Origin of the sequence: Luteococcus japonicus, from assembly GCF_003752415.1 — a bacterium.
Classification (GTDB): Bacteria; Actinomycetota; Actinomycetes; order Propionibacteriales; family Propionibacteriaceae; genus Luteococcus; species Luteococcus japonicus.
This window is the reverse complement of record NZ_RKHG01000001.1, coordinates 2,645,776-2,661,138: the sequence shown is the minus strand read 5'-3', so window position 1 is coordinate 2,661,138 and position 15,363 is coordinate 2,645,776. Positions and strand designations below refer to the sequence as shown.

At 70.1% G+C, this 15,363-nt stretch carries 16 protein-coding genes; 11 read left to right on the top strand and 5 right to left on the bottom strand.

Annotated elements, in window-relative coordinates; all coding sequences use genetic code 11:
• Positions 1 to 15 precede the first annotated feature (15 nt).
• Genes EDD41_RS12660 through EDD41_RS12650 form a run of 3 tightly spaced genes read left to right on the top strand, consistent with a single transcriptional unit; the run spans position 16 to position 2,524 of the window.
• Entirely contained in the window at positions 16 to 672 is a 657-nt protein-coding gene (locus EDD41_RS12660) for a DUF6803 family protein (protein WP_211336659.1), read from the top strand.
• A 59-nt stretch (positions 673 to 731) separates the two neighbouring features.
• Entirely contained in the window at positions 732 to 1,436 is a 705-nt protein-coding gene (locus EDD41_RS12655) for a response regulator transcription factor (protein WP_123576157.1), read from the top strand.
• Entirely contained in the window at positions 1,433 to 2,524 is a 1,092-nt protein-coding gene (locus EDD41_RS12650; protein ID WP_245995649.1) for a sensor histidine kinase, read from the top strand. Before EDD41_RS12655 ends, EDD41_RS12650 begins: the two co-directional genes overlap by 4 nt.
• Here the strand turns inward: EDD41_RS12650 and EDD41_RS12645 are convergent.
• Both EDD41_RS12645 and EDD41_RS12640 read right to left on the bottom strand, forming a co-directional pair.
• Positions 2,514 to 3,062, bottom strand: coding sequence for a hypothetical protein (locus EDD41_RS12645; RefSeq protein WP_148060562.1), 549 nt, complete (start codon positions 3,060 to 3,062; stop codon positions 2,514 to 2,516). The two genes, EDD41_RS12650 and EDD41_RS12645, sit on opposite strands and share 11 nt — an antisense overlap.
• A gap of 40 nt (positions 3,063 to 3,102) precedes the next feature.
• Positions 3,103 to 3,960, bottom strand: coding sequence for an L-cysteine desulfidase family protein (locus EDD41_RS12640; protein WP_123576155.1), 858 nt, complete (start codon positions 3,958 to 3,960; stop codon positions 3,103 to 3,105).
• Between the two features lie 167 nt (positions 3,961 to 4,127).
• Between EDD41_RS12640 and EDD41_RS12635 the strand changes: the two genes are divergently transcribed.
• Together EDD41_RS12635 and EDD41_RS12630 are read left to right on the top strand one after the other, a co-directional pair.
• Positions 4,128 to 4,715, top strand: a complete 588-nt coding sequence (locus tag EDD41_RS12635; RefSeq protein ID WP_148060561.1) for a hypothetical protein — start codon at positions 4,128 to 4,130, stop codon at positions 4,713 to 4,715.
• A 109-nt stretch (positions 4,716 to 4,824) separates the two neighbouring features.
• Positions 4,825 to 5,628 (top strand): polysaccharide deacetylase family protein, encoded by an 804-nt coding sequence (locus EDD41_RS12630; protein WP_123576153.1) that lies wholly within the window; start codon positions 4,825 to 4,827, stop codon positions 5,626 to 5,628.
• Between the two features lie 13 nt (positions 5,629 to 5,641).
• On the opposite strand, the gene EDD41_RS12625 is transcribed toward EDD41_RS12630, so the two are convergent.
• The 3 genes from EDD41_RS12625 to EDD41_RS12615 form a co-directional block, all read right to left on the bottom strand.
• Positions 5,642 to 6,766 (bottom strand): N-acetylglucosamine-6-phosphate deacetylase, encoded by a 1,125-nt coding sequence (locus EDD41_RS12625; protein WP_123576152.1) that lies wholly within the window; start codon positions 6,764 to 6,766, stop codon positions 5,642 to 5,644.
• A complete protein-coding gene (gene nagB / locus EDD41_RS12620) occupies positions 6,763 to 7,560 on the bottom strand; it encodes a glucosamine-6-phosphate deaminase (RefSeq protein WP_094763255.1) in 798 nt (265 codons plus the stop codon). The genes EDD41_RS12625 and nagB overlap by 4 nt, the downstream gene beginning before the upstream one ends.
• Positions 7,561 to 7,760: 200 nt before the next feature.
• Positions 7,761 to 9,383: an FAD-dependent oxidoreductase gene (locus EDD41_RS12615; RefSeq protein WP_123576151.1), complete on the bottom strand. Its 1,623-nt coding sequence runs from the start codon at positions 9,381 to 9,383 to the stop codon at positions 7,761 to 7,763.
• 139 nt (positions 9,384 to 9,522) lie between these two features.
• On the opposite strand from EDD41_RS12615, the gene EDD41_RS16940 reads away from it, so the two are divergent.
• The 6 genes from EDD41_RS16940 to EDD41_RS12590 all read left to right on the top strand — a co-directional run bounded on the left by EDD41_RS16940 (position 9,523) and on the right by EDD41_RS12590 (position 15,335).
• Complete coding sequence (locus EDD41_RS16940) at positions 9,523 to 9,687, top strand: hypothetical protein (protein WP_170165374.1); 165 nt, start codon at positions 9,523 to 9,525, stop codon at positions 9,685 to 9,687.
• A 51-nt stretch (positions 9,688 to 9,738) separates the two neighbouring features.
• Positions 9,739 to 10,002 (top strand): metal-sensitive transcriptional regulator, encoded by a 264-nt coding sequence (locus tag EDD41_RS12610; protein WP_123576150.1) that lies wholly within the window; start codon positions 9,739 to 9,741, stop codon positions 10,000 to 10,002.
• Between the two features lie 37 nt (positions 10,003 to 10,039).
• On the top strand, positions 10,040 to 11,425 hold the full coding sequence (locus tag EDD41_RS12605) for an amino acid permease (RefSeq protein WP_123576149.1): 1,386 nt from the start codon (positions 10,040 to 10,042) through the stop codon (positions 11,423 to 11,425).
• A 133-nt stretch (positions 11,426 to 11,558) separates the two neighbouring features.
• Entirely contained in the window at positions 11,559 to 13,040 is a 1,482-nt protein-coding gene (locus tag EDD41_RS12600; RefSeq protein ID WP_123576148.1) for a threonine/serine exporter family protein, read from the top strand.
• A gap of 96 nt (positions 13,041 to 13,136) precedes the next feature.
• A complete protein-coding gene (locus EDD41_RS12595) occupies positions 13,137 to 14,534 on the top strand; it encodes a threonine/serine exporter family protein (RefSeq protein ID WP_123576147.1) in 1,398 nt (465 codons plus the stop codon).
• Between the two features lie 123 nt (positions 14,535 to 14,657).
• A complete protein-coding gene (locus EDD41_RS12590) occupies positions 14,658 to 15,335 on the top strand; it encodes a hypothetical protein (RefSeq protein ID WP_123576146.1) in 678 nt (225 codons plus the stop codon).
• The last annotated feature ends 28 nt before the right edge of the window (positions 15,336 to 15,363 follow it).

The window sequence follows — 15,363 nt, the reverse complement described above, 5'->3', positions numbered from 1 at the left end:
CACAGGCTGATGGGCATGAACGAGAAGACCTCCCCCACCCGTCGCAGCAGCCTCACCTTCGCGGCCATCGCCACCGTCGTGGCCGTGGCCTGGGCCCTGCTGTCCCATGACCGCACCACCGGCGCTGCCATGGCGATGCCGATGACCCACTACATGGAGCTGCTCAGTGTCCAGCAACCGTGGAACCTGCTGCTCTTCATGGCCGTGCCCGTCGTGCTGGCCGAGACGCTGGCCATCACCGAACTGGTCATCCTGCTCAACCGCAATGCCCCTGCCTGGGTGCACTCGCTGAGCCGTTGGGCCGGGCTGGTGGCCGGGCCGGTGATGATCGGGATCACGCTGCACCTCCTCATCCACGCCGTCGGACCCCTCACCAGCAAGGGCCTGTGGCGTGGCCCCGCCGACGTGATCGCGGTGCTGGCCTACCTGCTGGGCGCCATCCCCATGGTGGGCATCACCCTGGTGGAGACGGGCCTGCTGGGCCGCGACGACCACGCTCGACGCCGCCTGCACGTCACCTTTGTCGCGATCTTCCTGGTCGTCGCCCACATCGCGATGATCTTCGGCATGCTGGACCCCGCCGTCATGGGCCACGAGGCCCAGCCGATGCAGCACTCCCCGTCCGCCCCGGCCAGTACCCCGATGGACCACAGTGGCCACCACATGCCCTGACGGCCCATGCCCCGGGCTGTGCTGGCTGGCCCTGCTCGACGCGTGGTGGACTGGTGGTCATGACTGATCCCCAGCCCATCCGCGTCCTGGTTGTGGAGGACGAGCCGGTGCTTCGTGGCACCGTGGTCAACTACCTGGAGCGCGCCGGCCTGACCTGCCGAGGCATCGCCGACGGACTGGAGGCGGTGGACACGGCCCGCGACTGGCAGCCCGAGGTCGTGGTCCTGGACCTGGGGCTGCCCGGTCTCGACGGGATCGAGGTGTGCCGCCGGATCCGCACCTTCAGCGACTGCTATGTCCTGATGCTCACCGCGCGCGCCGAGGAGCTGGACACCCTGGTGGGGCTCTCGGTCGGCGCCGACGACTACATGACCAAACCCTTCAGCGCCCGCGAACTGGTGGCCCGGGTGCAGGTGCTGCTCCGCCGTCCCCGCCGCGATGCACCCCACGCCGCCCCCACCCGCTGGGTCTTCGGAGACCTCGTCGTGCTGCCCGACTCCCGGGAGGCGCTGGTGGACGGGAATCCGGTGGACCTCACCCGCACCGAGTTCGACCTGCTGCAGGCCCTGGCCCGCAGGCCCCGCACCGTGCTCACCCGGCACCAGCTGACCACAGAGGTGTGGGGAGGAGACCGCGGCGGGGATGACCACCTGGTGGACGTGCACGTGGCCAACCTGCGTCGCAAACTGGGCGACGACCCCGCCAGCCCGCGCTACATCACCACCGTGCGCGGCGTCGGGCACCGGATGGGGTCGGGCTCGTGAGCTCCAGCCTGGCCCGGCGCCTGGTGCTCACCCAGGTGGTGGTTCTGGCGGCGCTCGGACTGACCGTCCTGATGACCGCCGCCCTGCTGGGCCCCGGGATCTTTGCCCAGCACATGCACCAGGCGGGCCACGGGAACCAGCCGCACGTCCTCGAGCATGCCGAGCAGGCCTTCCGTTCGGCGGGACTCACCTCGCTGGCCGTGGGGCTGGGTGTCGCCATCATCGGAGCGCTGGCCGCCTCCGTGCTGCTGGCCCGCAGGATGTCCGCCAGCCTGGCGGAACTCGCGACGGCCGCCCGCCGGGTCAGCCGCGGTGACCACGCCCGGCCCGTCCGCCTCGACCGGAGCGACCGCGAACTGCGGCAGGTGGGCGAGGCCTTCAACGCCATGTCCGAGAGGATCGAGCAGACCGAGACCACCCGCCGTCGGATGCTGACGGACCTTTCGCACGAGATGCGCACGCCGTTGGCAGCCATCGGAGTCACCGTGGAGGCCCTGCAGGACGAGATGGTCGGCCAGGCCGAGGCCATCCAGACCATCACCCGGCAGGCCGAGCGCCTCACCCGGCTGGCCGATGACATCGCCCGGGTCTCGGCCGTGGAGGAGGGGCAGGTCTCCCTGGACCTGCAGGACATCCGGATCGAGGACCTGGTCCGCGCGACACTCAGCGCCTTCGCCCCGGCCGCGGAGGCCAAGGGCGTCGCGCTGGAGACGGACTGCCCACCGGGGCTCGGCGCCACCGTCGACCCGGTGCGCCTGGGGCAGGTGCTGGACAACCTGGTCCGCAATGCCCTGCAACACACCCCGGCCGGTGGCCACGTGCGCGTGGCCACCGCACGGGACGGCGACGCCCTGGTGCTGCGCGTGGAGGATGACGGGGACGGGATCAGCCCCGACCACCTGCCGCACGTCTTCGAGCGCTTCTACCGGGCCGACGGTTCCCGACGCCATGCCGACGACGGGGGCACGGGTGTCGGACTGTCCATCGCCCGCGCCCTGACCCGCGCCCACGGCGGCAGCCTGGAGGCGGCCAGCGAGGGTCCCGGCAGCGGCACCCGGATGATGCTGCGCCTGCCGGTCAGGCCTTGACCTTCAGGGTGAACTGCTGCGGATTGGCAACCAACGAGCCCAGCGGCGACGAACAGCGCACCGAGCCCACGGCGACGACCTCGCAGGTGGCCCCATGGGAGCTCAAGGTCTGGCCGACGGGAAGCTCCTTGACCTTGCCGCCGGAGGGGTCGGCGAGGAAGACGCCCTGGGTGGTGCAGGTGCCGCTGGGCTCGCTGGCCACCAGCGCCACGAAGGGGGCCTTGGTGTCCGGGTCATCACATTCGGGGAGATTCTTCACCAGCGCCTCCGACTGACAACCAGTGATGCTCCGCGTGATGCCGCAGTGCAGGGCCCCGGCGGTGAAGTAGAGACCCTCGCCCGCGCCGCCCGTGGTGGTGTAGTCCTTGGCCCCGACGGGCTCGGCCGAGGTGGACGTCGTGGCGGGCGTGGACGTCGTGGGTGGCTCGGCCGCCGGCGTGGACGTGGGAGCGGCGGGAGTCGACTCCTCGGTGCCGCAGGCGGCACCGGCAAGCATCAGAGCGGATGCGGCAACGACGGACAGACGATGACTCCTCATGGCTCCTCCTCGAACCCGGCCCCACTGGCCTTCACCCTGACTACGCCCCACCGCCCTGCGTGGTTGCACCCGGTTCCCGCCGGGTCTTGCCCAGCATGATCTGCAGGATCTGCGGATCCGTGGCGACGCTGGACGTCGTGGCCAGCCGTCCCAGGCCACGGATCGTCTCGTCGACGTCGTCACAGACGATCCCATTGCTGCCGTCCACACGCTGCTCCGCCAGGGCCAGCACCACGGCCCGCGACGCGGAACCCACGGACGACGCCACCTTCAGCGTGCAGCTGGGCGCCGCCCCGTCGCAGACCATCCCGACGGTGTCCCCGCACATCGTCGACACCGCCCGCTCGACGGTCTCGTAGCGCCCGTCCAGCAGGTAGGCGACGCCTGCCGCACTGCCCATCCCCGCCGTGGCCGCGGCGCAGAAGGCGCTCAGCACGGGCAGACCGGCGTGGATGTACAGCGCCGTGAGATGGCTGAGCGTCAGCGCCCGGATGCGCTGTTCGTCCGTCGCGCCGACATGGTCCGCTGCCATCGTCACCGGCACCGTCGCGGTGATCCCCTGGTTGCCGGATCCGGCATTGGTCATCGCCGGCAGGGGCGCGCCGCCCATCCGGGCGTCCGAGGCGGCCGCGGTGAGGGCCGTCATCCGGGTGGTCAGGTCATCCGAGCCCAGACCGGCGCTGGCGGCCCGCATCATCGTGGCGCCCAGGTCCAGGCCGTAGTGACCGGCCAGTCCGGCCTCGACCAGCTCCCGGTTCATCCGTTCGGCCTCCAGCATGAAGTCGATCTGCTCCAACGGCGCGGTGGTGGCGATCTCGTACACCTCCCGCAGTGTGAGGGTGCGCAGCAGTTCCGTGCTGGGGCTCGTCTGGGACGGCGACGGGCGGGTTCGGTGCATCCGGTGGCGGGCACCACGCCGCTGCGCAGGGCGTCGATGACGCGGGCTCGTCGTCGAGGATCGCTCATGTCCACATCATGCCCCCTCCATCCGGCCAGCCTGTTGACCACCTGACGGGAATCGCCTCACGGCCGGAAACGGGCCGATGGGACGAGATTCTGGGACACATGTCCAGTCAAGCAGTCCGCGTGCGCCCCACCACGCGCCCACTGCTGCCCGAGCTGACAGGCGCTGTGCTGGCCGTCCTCTGCCTGGCACTGGGGTGGGTCTCCCACCGCTACGGCGGCCACCAGGGGATCCTGGCGGCCGAGGCGCTGCCCTCGTCCACTCACTTCGCACTACTGGCCTTCGGGGCCGGGGCCACCGGCATGTTCCTGCGACACAACCGCGTCCGCGGCGCGCTGGTGGTGAGCATCGGCACGCTGCTGGCGGTGATCGGGCTGACCTTGGTGGGGCAGGTCCTGGGCGGGACCTACGACGGTGGTTCCTACCGCTCGCCCGACGGCCGCCTCGAATTCCACGTCACCAAAGTGCCGTCGGCGGGTGAGCTCCAACAGAGCCTGCGACTGCAGGAGACCCACGGAGCACGCAGCCGCTACTGGGACGTCGGGTGCATCAGTGGGGACACCGGCTCCGTGCGGGACGTGCACTGGTCATCGTCGGACAAGCTCCAGCTCACCGTCGACGGGGTCCAGCGCACCCTGCATCTGGGCGCTGATGGCCCCATCCCCAACCCAGGGTTGCGCTCATGTTGAGACAGCATGAGCGGCGCACATGAGAGACCGCCGAGAACCCTCCAAGAAAAAGTATTCAAACCAGACAGGACCAATAGTGTGACCCGGCCCCGCTGGTAGCTGTGGAGCCATGCCATCCAGCCGCCTCACCCCGTGCCTCCTGCTCCCCCTGCTAACCGTGCTGTCCGGCTGCATCAGCCATCCACCAGCAACCAGCAGCAACGCCCTGGCACGCCCCGCGAGCGCCACGCAGGACGGCGCCATCCCCGCACCTCGGCCCGGGGCGCCCATCCGCGCGACATCCCCAGCCACGGTCGGCACGCCGGCCCGCGTCGCATCACCCGCCCCACGGACCGACTGCCACAAGGCCAGGTACATCGCATTGACCTTCGACGACGGACCAGGACCGCTGACGGCGGGCATCCTGGATGCCCTGAAGGCAGCCAAGGCCCACGCCACCTTCTTCGTGATGGGGCCACGAGTGCAGGCCCACCCCGCCATCATGCGGCGCGCACGGGAGCTGGGAATGGAGATCGGGAACCACTCGTGGACGCACGCGGACCTCGCCCGCATGGGTCAGGCCCCCGCCACCCGGGAGCTGACCCGCACCAGCAATGCCATCCGGCGGGCCTCCGGGCAGGGGCCCTTCTCCGTTCGGCCGCCCTATGGCTCCTTCGTCCAGGCCACGCCCCACACCGGGCTGCCCTTCGTCCTGTGGGACGTGGACACCGAGGACTGGAAGAACCACAGCAGCGCGGTGACCACCCAGCGAGCCCTGGCCGGCGCTCACCCCGGTGCCATCATCCTGATGCACGACATCCACCCGTCAACGGCCCGGGCCCTGCCTGGCCTGTTGAAGGCCTTGCAGGGCAGGGGTTACACGCTGGTGACCGTGCCGGAACTACTGGGCCCGATGAGCGCGAAGAAGGCCTAATACAGCTCCACCGTCAGGCGCTGAACCACTCGCCGCGCAGCATCACGCGCCGTACGGCCATGGCGTCGTCGAGCACCACGAGGTCCGCCCGACAGTCCGCCTCCAGGAAGCCCCGGTCGGCGCAGCCGACATAGCGGGCGGGGTTGGAGGTCGCGGCACGCAGGGCAACGGCCCGGTCCACCCCGGAGGCGACGGCCAGGGCCACCGCCCGGTCCAGGGTGAGGGTGGAACCGGCGATGGTGTCGGTGCCCGCAATCCGGGCGACGCCGTCGACGACGCTCACCGGCAGGGCCCCGAGCACGTAGTCACCGTCGGGTTGCCCGGTGGCGGCCATCGCATCGGTGATCAGCACGGCCCGCTCCGGGTACTGGGAGACCCACATCGACACCAGGTCCGGGTGGACGTGCACGCCATCGAGGATGAACTCCAGGAAGACGCGACGATCGCTCAGCAGGGCCAGCACCGGGCCCGGTTCGCGGTGGCCCAGGCCGGGCATGGCGTTGAGCAGGTGGGTGGCACCGGTGGCGCCCAGCTCGATGGCCCGGCGTGCCGTGTCGTAGTCGCAGGAGGTGTGCCCTACGGCAACCAGGGTCCCGGCGGACAGGAAGTGCGCAATGGCCTCCGGCGCCCCCTCCAGCTCCGGTGCCAGGGTGACCATCCCCACCGTTCCCTCGCCGGCCAGCAGGATCCGGGAGATGTCATCCGGCCGGGGCGCCAGCAGCAGGCCCTCGTCGTGGGCACCCTTGCGGTCCGGGCTGAGCCACGGCCCCTCGAGGTGGATCCCGATCAGGTCCCCGGCGTGCACACGACGGGAGAGCACCCGCACCTGCTCACACAGTTCGTCGATGGTGCCGGTGACCAGGCTGGCCATCATCGTGGTGGTGCCGTGGCTCGCGTGCAGGGCCAGCACGGTGTCGATGTCGGCGTCGCTGGTGGTGGAGAAGGAGGCTCCGCCACCGCCATGGGAGTGGGCGTCGACGAAGCCGGGCGCGAGGATCTCGTCCTCCTCCAGGGCCAGGTCGGGCGCCTCGGGGGCACTGCCCTGCCCCACCTGAACGATCTGGTCACCCGCAGTGCGCACCCATCCCGGGCCGGTCAGTTCGGTGCCGGTGAACAGACGGTGGGCGCTGATGATCACAGCTTGTCCTCAAATCCTTGCCAGGCCGGCTTGTTCCGGTAGGACTCACGGTAGTAGTCAGCCCGGGCCAGGTGCACTGCGGCGTCCTCGTCGACGACGATCGTGGCGTGCTCGTGGAACTGCAGCAGGCTGCCCGGGCAGGAGGCGGTGACGGGGCCCTCCACCATCGCTGCCACCGCGTCGGCCTTCTGGGCGCCCTGGGCGACGAGGACCACCTCACGGGCATCCATGATGGTGCCCAGCCCCTGGGTCAGGCAGTGGCGAGGGACGTCGTCCGCGCGGGGGAAGAAGCGGGCATTCGCGGCGCGGGTGGCCGCGGCCAGGGTCTTGATCCGGGTCCGGGAGGCGAAGGAGGAGCCCGGTTCGTTGAAGCCGATGTGGCCATTGCCCCCGATTCCCAGGACCTGCACGTCCACCCCACCGGCGTCGCGGATCTGCCGCTCATAGTCCTTGGCCGCCTGGGCGATGTCCGCAGCACAGCCGTCCGGGGTCTGGACGCGCGCCGGGTCCATCCGCAGCGGTTCGGTGACGGTGCGGCGCACCACCGCGGCATAGCTCTCCGGGTGCCCCTCGGGCAGGCCGACGTACTCGTCCAGGGCGAAGGCACGGGCCTGCGTCAGGTCCAGGCTGCCCGCCTCGACGAGCTTGGCGAGGTGCTCATAGGTGGCCAGGGGCGACGACCCCGTCGCCACACCGAGCACTGCCTGGGGGCCTGCATCGGCCACCACCTGCGCCACTTTGGCAGCGGCCACGCGGCCCACGGAATCGACGTCGGGACAAATGATGATCTCCATGCCCTGATCATTTCCCCCACGCCTTGTCAGGGCCAGAATCACGCAGTCGGAGTGCGCGAATGCGCAGCCGGTGTGATCAGTTTTCCGGGGCCCACCCGCCGGCTCCGTCCCGATCGAGCGCTGGCCGCACCCCCAGTGCACTTTGAACGTGTCAAAGACTCTCCAACGCTCGATCGGGAAGATGGGTCACCTGACCAGAATCACTGGCCGGTGCCCGCGAGCCAGGTCTTGTAGCCGCCATCGAGGTTGCGCGCCCCGGGGCGCCCGGCGGCCGCCAGGATCTGCGCGGCGATGTGCGCACGGATCCCGACGGCGCAGTGCACCACCAGCTCACCCTCGGGCAGCTCGTCGATCCGGTCACGCAGCTCGTCGACGGGCAGCAGCACGGCGCCGGGGATCTTCCCGGCCTCGTACTCCTCGGGGGTCCGCACGTCCAGCAGCGTGGCCCCGGCCTCCTGCGCGGCCGCCAGCTCGTGCCACTGGATGTTGCGGCTCAGGCCCGTGGCCAGGTTCTCGGCGACGAAGCCGAGCATGTTCACCGGGTCCTTCGCGGAACCGAACTGCGGAGCGTAGGCCAGTTCCAGCTCGGCCAGGTCGCTGGCCGCCAGACCGCCGGTCATCGCCGTGGCGATCACGTCGATCCGCTTGTCGACGCCGTCCGGGCCGACGCCCTGCGCGCCCAGGATCTCGTCGGTCTCTGCGTCGATGAGCAGCTTGAGCGCCATCTGCTGCGCTCCCGGGTAGTAGCCGGCGTGCTGGGCGGGGTGGGTGTGGATGATGCGGTGCTTGCGGCCCGCGGCCACCAGACGCTTCTCGTTCCAGCCGGTGGAGGCCACCTGCAGCCCGAAGATCCCGACGATGGCGGTACCCAGCACGGGGCGGTCCTGCACGTCGCGCCCGGCGATGACATCGGCGACGCGCCGGCCCTGCAGGTTGGCGGTCTGGGCCAGCGGCACCAGGGTGGCCGAGCCGTCCAGGGCATCGCGCTTGACCACGGCGTCACCGACGGCGAAGACGTCGGGATCGCTGGTGTGGAAGGTCTCGTCGACGACGATGCCGCCGCGCTCGTTGAGGTCCAGGCCGGCATCCCTGGCCAGCCCGGACTCCGGCTTCACACCGATGGCGGCGATCACCAGGTCACCGGGCAGGGTGCTGCCGTCGGCCAGGGTGACCTCGCCCTCTCCGATGGAGGTGACGGCCACCCCCAGCCGCAGGTCGACGCCGTTCTCGCGCAGCACGGCGTGCACGGGAGCGACCATCTCCGGGTCCAGCGGGGCCATCACCTGGGCGGTGGCCTCCACCAGGGAGACCCGCAGCCCGCGGTGCACCAGGTTCTCGGCCATCTCGACACCGATGAAGCCACCGCCGATCACGACGGCGCTCTTCGCGGCGGGAACGGCGGCGACGATGGCGTCGACGTCCTCCACATTGCGCAGGCCCAGGGCGCGCTCGATGCCGGGCAGCGGAGGCCGCACGGGGCTGGCGCCGGGAGCCAGGACGAGCTTGTCGTAGTGCAGCTCGCGGGTGGCGCCGGAGGAGACCTCACGCACGGTGACGGTGTGCGCCTCGCGGTTGATGGCGGTGGCCTCGGTGCCGACGAAGACGTCGATGTCGAAGCGGGCCTTGATGGCCTGCGGGGTCTGCAGCAGCAGGGCGTCGCGCTGCTCGATCACCCCGCCGACGTGGTAGGGCAGGCCGCAGTTGGCGAAGGAGATGTTGCCGCTTCGCTCGATGACGGTGATGCGGGCTGTGCCGTCGAGGCGGCGAAGACGGGCGGCCGCCGACATACCTGCCGCGACGCCTCCAATGATCACGATGTCCATGTCTTGATCCTATACCCCCGGGGGTATAAAGTGAAGTCCATCAACACGTTCTGCCGGGGACATCACCATCATCGTCCCCCGGCGCTCGCCCGAACAGGTCCGGACCCGAACAGGTCCAGACCCGACAGAGGAGAAAACCATGTGCCGTCCCGTCACCTGCAAGTCCTGCGGCAAGACCACCTGGGCCGGCTGCGGCCAGCACGTCGCGCAGGTCAAGGCCTCCGTGCCCGCCAGCCAGTGGTGCAACGGTCATCCCGACCAGAAGAAGACGGGCGGCCTGTTCAGCCGAATCATGGGAAGGTGAACCTTGCCCGCCCAACCGACACCCGTCGGTGAGACCAGCCAAGGAGCTGCCGTGGAGATTCCTGCCGAAGACCTCGATGCCGTCCTCAAGCGCCTGCGCCGCGCGCAGGGCCAGCTCGGCGCCGTGATCCGGATGATCGAGGAGGAACGCGACTGCCGCGAGGTCCTCACCCAGCTGTCGGCCTGCTCCAAGGCCCTCGACCGGGCCGGCTTCTCCCTGATCTCCACCGGCATGCAGCGCTGCCTCACCGACGAGAACCCCTCGCGTGACGAGGACCTCGCCGCCATGGAGAAGCTCTTCCTCTCGCTCGCCTGAGCGGCGCGCTGGGCGCGCGGGTCTACACTCGTCGCCCATGAGCGCGCCCAGCCAACCACCATCCCCCGTCGCCACCCATGACCGGGGGTTGCAACGCTCCTTGAAGAACCGGCACATCCAGCTGATCGCCCTGGGCGGCGCCATCGGCACCGGCCTGTTCTACGGCTCCAGCGCCTCCATCACCATGGCCGGGCCCGCCATCCTGCTGGCCTATCTGCTGGGCGGCGCCGTGATCTTCCTGATCATGCGGGCGCTGGGCGAGATGAGTGTCCACACTCCGGTCTCGGGCGCCTTCAGTCACTACGCCTACGAGAACTGGGGCGCCTTCCCCGGCTTCTTCTCCGGTTGGAACTACTGGTTCAACTACATCGCCGTCTCCATGGCGGAACTGGTCGTGGTGGGCAGCTACGTCCAGTTCTGGTTCCCGGGCGTGCCCGAATGGGTCTCCAGCGCCGTCTTCCTGGTGCTGGTCACGGCGATCAACCTGGTCAGCGTGCGGGCCTTCGGGGAGTTCGAGTTCTGGTTCGCCATCATCAAGGTGACCGCCATCGTCGCGATGATCCTCTTCGGCCTGGGCATCATCTGCTTCGGCTGGGGCAATGGCGGTGACGCCACCGGCATCTCCAACCTGTGGGCCCACGGCGGCTTCTTCCCCACCGGCATCTCGGGCCTGACGATGGCGATGGTCGTCGTACTGTTCAGCTTCGGCGGAGTCGAGCTGATCGGCATCACCGCCGGTGAGGCCGACGACCCCCGTCGCTCCATCCCCAAGGCCATCAACCAGGTGGTGGCCCGGATCCTGATCTTCTACGTCGGTGCCATCTTCGTGATGCTGTGCCTGTTCCCGTGGAACCAGGTGGGCAAGGAGGGTTCGCCCTTCGTGACCATCTTCAGCAAGCTGGGCATCGGCAGCGCCGCCACCATCCTCAACGTCGTCGTGCTCACCGCCGCCGTCTCCGCCTACAACTCCGGCCTCTACTCCAATGGGCGGATGCTGTACTCGCTGGCCCGGCAGGGCAATGCCCCCGCCGTGCTGGGGCGGCTGAACAAGGCCGGCAGCCCCTGGGTGGGCGTGCTGGCCAGCTCCGCCGTCACCGCCCTGGCGGTGCTGCTCAACTTCCTGCTGCCCGGCAAGGTCTTCCTCTACGTGATCTCCGTCGCGCTCATCGCGGGCATCTTCAACTGGGCGATGATCGTGGTCACCCAGCTCAAGTTCCGCCAGCGGCTCGGCGCCGACGAGGTCTCCCGGTTGGGCTTCCGGATGCCGTGGTCCCCGTGGTCCAACTACCTGGTGCTGGCCTGTCTGGCGGGCGTCGTCGTGCTGATGGCCTTCATCCCGGACTACCGGGTGGCCCTCTACGTCGGTCCCGCCTGGATCGCCCTGCTGGCGCTGGCCCACAGCCTGCGTCGACGCACCCGCTGACCAGCGCATTCCCCGCTCGGCGGACCTGGTTTGGCACTGGGTCGGCAACTGCAAGAATGGCCTTGTCGGGCCCCGCGCGGTGCACCTCCGCCGGGGCCCGACGCGCATCCCACCACCGTGTCCAGGAGCACGCATGTCACCTGCGAGCACCCGCCTCGCCCAGGCCTCCCGTTCCATGGCCCACGCCTACCGTGCCAAGCGGCGCGAAGAGGCACAGGTCGTCGAGAACGACGTCGAGGCGGCCCGGGCCCGGGCCATCGTGGCGCTGTCCATGCGCGCCGCGGAGATGATGCTCTCCTCAGGAGCCACGGCCGCCCGCTCGACGCGCCTCGTCCTGTCCATCTGCCGGCACTTCGGGCTGCCGGCCCAGGTGGACATCACCTACACCCGCATCCTGATCAGCTACGAGCCCTCCTCGGCCAGCGACCCGATCACGGTGATGAGGATGGTCAACCCCGGCCTCGTGGACTATGACCGGCTGAGCCGCGTGGAGAACCTGATCCAGACCATGTCCGACGAGGACCTGGACATCCACGTGATGTACAGCCGGCTGCGCAACATCCGCCATGAGCCGCGCAGCTACCGCCTGTGGGTGGTCTATGGTGCTGCCGCGGCGATGGGCGGCGGCGTCGCGATGCTGATGGGCGGCAACCGCTCCGACGTCCTGCTGTCCATGTTCGCCACCTTCGCCGCCGAGTTCGTCCGCAACAACATGGCCCGCCGGGGCATGAACACCTTCTTCACCCAGGCCTCCTCCGCTGCGATGGCGGCGGTGATCGGGCTGCTCGTGATGACCGGGCGCGCCCACCTGCCCGAATCGCTTCCGCAGGCCTCCCCCGGCCTGGTGGTGGCCGCCGGGATGGTGCCGCTGCTTGCCGGCCTGGGCATCGTCACCACGGCCGGGGACGCCATCGACGCCTACTACATGAGCGCCGGCAGCCGGGCGGTGGAGGTCTTCGTCCTCACCTCCGGGATCGTGCTGGGACTGATCTCCGTGCTCGCCTGCGGGATCTGGCTGGACGTCCCCAGCTACCTGGCTCCCATCGGCGGCTTCACCGCATCACTCCCCGCGCAACTCGCCTCGGCCGGCATCATCGCCGCCAGTTTCGGCCTGCTCTGCAACATGGGCCCGCGCTCCGCCCTCGCGGCGACCGCCGTGGGCATCGTCGCCCAGTGCGTCTTCCTGACCACGACGGCTCTCACCACCTCATCCCCGGCCCGCTCCGGCCTGGCCGCGCTGCTGGTGGGGCTGCTGGCCCGGTTGGTGACCACGCCCTTGCGCATCCCCGTCGTCGCCCTGATCAGCACCGGCATCGCGCCGCTGATGCCGGGCCTGCTGCTCTACCGCGGCATCTTCGTGCTCGTCTCCGAGGTCCCCGAGGCTGCGGTGGGCATCCCCGTTCCGGGACAGGATGCCCAGACCCTGCTCCTGAAATGCCTGCTCACCGGGGCCGCGCTGGCCGTCGGGTCGAGCTTCGGTGCCGCCCTGGGCAATACCGCCCTGCGGCTGGCCACCAAGGGCACCGTCCGTCGCCCGATCCGTGCCAATGGCGACGGCTCCGGCTTCCGTCGCCGACGCCCACTCCACCCCGCCGAGCGGGCCCAGACCTCCTGACCCGCCCCCACCCGCGTGGGTGGTTTCCCGCTGCCCGGGGCGGTGACAGACTGTGCGGCCGTGCGCAGCGCGCGCCGGTGACCGCCAGGAGGACCAGTGTCAGAGTCAGCCGCCTCACAGGGCCGGGGCCCTGCCTCCAATGCCGCCGAGACGGCACGGGACGAGATGGACCTGCTGCCCGACGTCGACGTGGCCGCCGGCAGGGCCAGGGCGATCACGGAGCTGGCGGTGCGGGTGGGGGAACTCGCCCTCTCGTCGGGATCGAGCGCCGCCCGCACCGAGTCCCTGGTCCGCCGGGTGGCACATGCCTACGGGCTGCCGGTGCAGCTCGACGTCACCTATTCGCGGATCCTGCTCAGCTATGAACCGCTGGGCGCCGCCACCCCGATCACCATCATGCGCTCCGTGGCCTCCAACCAGACGGACTATGACCGGCTGGAACGAGTGGAGGGCCTGGTGACCCTCGTCCGGCACGGGGAGGTCGACGTGGAGACCGCCACCGCCCGCCTGAACCACATCGTGGCCGCCCCCTTCTCGCACCCGCGTTGGTTCACGCGGCTCGCGGCCTGCCTGCTGGGCGCCACCATCGCCCTGTTGATCGGCGGCAATGGAGCCGACATGGCCGTCGGTGCCGTGTCCACACTGCTGGTCGACGAGGCCCGCCGCCGGCTGGAGCGCTGGAGCCTGGGCAGCTTCTTCACGACCGCGGTCTGCGCGGCGATCCCCACGACCCTGGCGGTGCTTGCCCTGGCAGTGCAGCACTGGGCCCCCACCTGGCTGCCCCGGATGGATCCCTCCCTGGTGATCGCGGCCGGCATGGTCTCGCTGCTGGCCGGAATGGGCACCGTCGCCGCTGCCGGTGACGCCATCGACGGCAGCTTCCTGGGCGCCGGAGCCCGCACCATGGAGGTGGTGGTCACGACCGGTGGGATCGTGCTGGGACTGGTGACGACGTTGTGGCTGGGGCGCGCGCTCGGGGTCACGACGCAGTTGGAGCCAACCGCCAGCCAGACTCCGAACCACCTGCTCCAGCTGGCCTGCTCCGGGCTGGTGGCGCTGTGCTTCGGGGTGCGCTTCATGATGCGCGCCAAGACCCTGGCGACCACCACGGTGCTCGGCCTGCTGCTGTGGACCAGCTATCTGGCGGCGGCCTGGGTCACCGGATCCCACCCGGCGCGGGTGGCGATCGCCGCCCTGGCTGTGGGCTTCGTCGCGCGCCTGCTGGTGCACCGGCTGCACATCCCCCTGGTGGCCCTGACCTCGACGGCCGTCGCGGCCCTGATGCCCGGCGTGATGCTCTACCGCGGCGTCTTCGCCATCACCGACGAGACCCCGGTCGACGCCACATGGCTCCTGCTGGGGGCCACCTATGTGGCCGTGGGTCTGGCGGCCGGCACCAGCTTCGGCGCCATGCTGGCGGCACTGCTGCTCTACCGGCGCCGCGATGTGGACACGACCGAGCGGTTCGCCCTGGTGGAACAGGCACACGGCTGAACCCGTGCCCCTCCGGCTCCGGTTCACAGCCTCCTGACAGGTCCGCGACAGGGGTACCCCAGAGTGCGTCGGCACGCTGACTGGTGTCCGGTGGAAGGTCCGCCGACAACCAGGAGGTATCCGATGACCGACAAGAAGAAGACGGCAACCTTTGCCAGCGTCGCGGTTGCAGGACTGATCGTCGCCGGCGGCGCCACGGCGGCCCTCAACGCGAATGCCGAGACCACCACCGGCAACAACGGCTCCAGCTACGGGGCCCCCGCCAGCTACGGGCAGCAGGGCAAGGGCACCCAGACCGGCCAGAACCAGGGAGACCAGGACGGCCGCGGTGGTCACGGCCGCGGTGGTCACATGATGGGCACCGAGGTGACCGGCTCCGAACTCACCAAGGTCACCGACGCCGTCAAGGCCAAGGACAAGACCTTCACCGTCGAGCACGTGATGAAGGACTCCGACGGCGCCTACCACGTGATGGGCACCACGTCCGGCAATCGCGCGGGCTATGAGGTCAGCAAGGACCTCAAGACCATCACCGCCCACACCATGGGTGACCGCGACGGCAAGGGTGGCCCCGGCGGTCAGGCCGGCCACAGCCACACCGCCGCCACTGCGGACGAGACCGCCAAGGTCAAGGCCGCGGTGAAGGCCAAGGACTCCGCCGTGACGGTGGAGAGCGTGCAGAAGGATCCCGACGGCTCCTACGACGTGCAGGGCACCAAGTCCGGCAGCAAGGTGATGGTGGAGGTCTCCAAGGACCTCAAGACCATCGAGGTGCGCACTGGCGGCCCCGGCCAGCGCTGACGCCCTCTTCGCACGTCGCGACACCTGT